Annotated in this window: 1 protein-coding gene and 1 pseudogene; both read left to right on the top strand. The window is 62.9% G+C overall.

All coding sequences use genetic code 11. From position 1 onward, the window contains the following. The first annotated feature begins 225 nt into the window (after nt 1–225). On the top strand, nt 226–1479 hold the full coding sequence (gene urtA, locus VIR09_RS16400) for an urea ABC transporter substrate-binding protein (protein WP_332013831.1): 1254 nt from the start codon (nt 226–228) through the stop codon (nt 1477–1479). Between the two features lie 20 nt (nt 1480–1499). Next, nucleotides 1500–1722: pseudogene (locus tag VIR09_RS16395) on the top strand (urea ABC transporter permease subunit UrtB); the annotation flags it as partial.

Below are 1722 nucleotides of genomic sequence, written 5' to 3'. Positions count from 1 at the left end.
ACCGCCAACGGGCGGCGTGCGCACCCATGTTGTGCATGCGGCACCAGATCGGCCCCTGCCGCATCGCGCACCGCCTTCACTGGCGCGTGTGTCGTTTCCCCCCTTCATATAGCGGACCGTGCGTGCGCGCGCGGTTGGCATGCCTTTTGCTTTTAGGTCCTCGTTGTCGGGTGTTTTCAGATCGTTCTCGCCGGCGCGGCCGGCACATTCCATTCAGGAGTCACCATGAAACGCAGATTAGCCCTTAAGCAACTGACCGCCGTGAGCCTGTTGGCCATGTCCGGATGGATGCCGCAGGTACTCGCCGCCGAGGACACCATCAAGGTCGGCATCCTGCATTCGCTCTCGGGCACCATGGCGATCTCGGAAACGTCGCTCAAGGACGTGGCCCTGATGACCATTGACGAAATCAACGCCAATGGCGGCGTGATGGGCAAGAAGCTCGAAGCCGTGGTGGTGGACCCTGCGTCGAACTGGCCGCTGTTCGCCGAGAAGTCGCGCCAGCTGCTGTCCCAGGACAAGGTGGCGGTTGTCTTCGGCTGCTGGACCTCCGTGTCGCGCAAGTCCGTGCTGCCGGTGTTCAAGGAACTCAACGGCCTGCTCTTCTACCCGGTGCAATACGAAGGCGAAGAGCTCGAGAAGAACGTGTTCTACACCGGCGCCGCGCCCAACCAGCAGGCCATACCCGCCGTCGAATACCTGATGAGCGAAGACGGCGGCGGCGCCAAGCGCTTCGTGCTGCTGGGCACCGACTATGTCTACCCGCGCACCACCAACAAGATCCTGCGCGCCTTCCTGCATTCCAAGGGTGTCAAGGACAGCGACATCGACGAGGTCTATACGCCCTTCGGCCATTCCGACTACCAGACCATCGTCGCCAACATCAAGAAGTTCGCCACCGGCGGCAAGACGGCCGTCATCTCCACCATCAACGGCGATTCCAACGTGCCTTTCTACAAGGAACTGGGCAACGCCGGCCTGAAAGCCACCGATGTGCCGGTGGTCGCGTTCTCGGTGGGCGAGGAAGAACTGCGCGGCGTGGACACAAAGCCGCTGGTGGGCCACCTGGCCGCGTGGAACTACTTCCAGTCGGTCAAGAACCCGGTCAACGAAACCTTCATCCAGAAGTGGAAGGCCTATGCCAAGGCCAAGAACCTGCCCAACGCGAATACGGTGGTGACCAACGATCCGATGGAGGCCACCTACATCGGCATCCATATGTGGAAGCAGGCGGTGGAACAGGCCAAGACCACAGACGTGGACAAGGTGATCGCGGCCATGGGCGGCCAGAAGTTCAATGCGCCCGATGGCTACACCATCGAGATGGACCAGACCAACCACCACCTGCACAAGCCGGTCTACATCGGCGAGATCAAGGCGGACGGCCAGTTCAGCGTGGTGTGGAAGAGCAAGGGTCCGATCCGCGCCCAGCCCTGGAGCCCGTACATCGCGGGAAATGAAGGCAAGCAAGGCCTCTAACGACCTTTGGAACAGCAGCCATGCGCATCGCGGCAATCGCACTCTACTTGCGTCGTTTCCTTCTGGCATGGCTGGTGTCCTTGCCGCTCGCGTCCGCTCCGGCGGCGGCAAGCGGCGTGGATCCGGCCCTGCTTGCGCCGCTGGCCAGCGACGACACCGACGCCAGGCTGCAGGCGATTGCCGCGCTGGGACAGCTTCCCGAGCCCGGCGCCGCAGCGGTGCTGCAGGCGCTGGGCGAGGACC

Origin of the sequence: Achromobacter sp., from assembly GCF_036567245.1 — a bacterium.
GTDB lineage: Bacteria > Pseudomonadota > Gammaproteobacteria > Burkholderiales > Burkholderiaceae_B > Achromobacter.
This window is presented reverse-complemented; position numbering and strand designations above follow the sequence as displayed.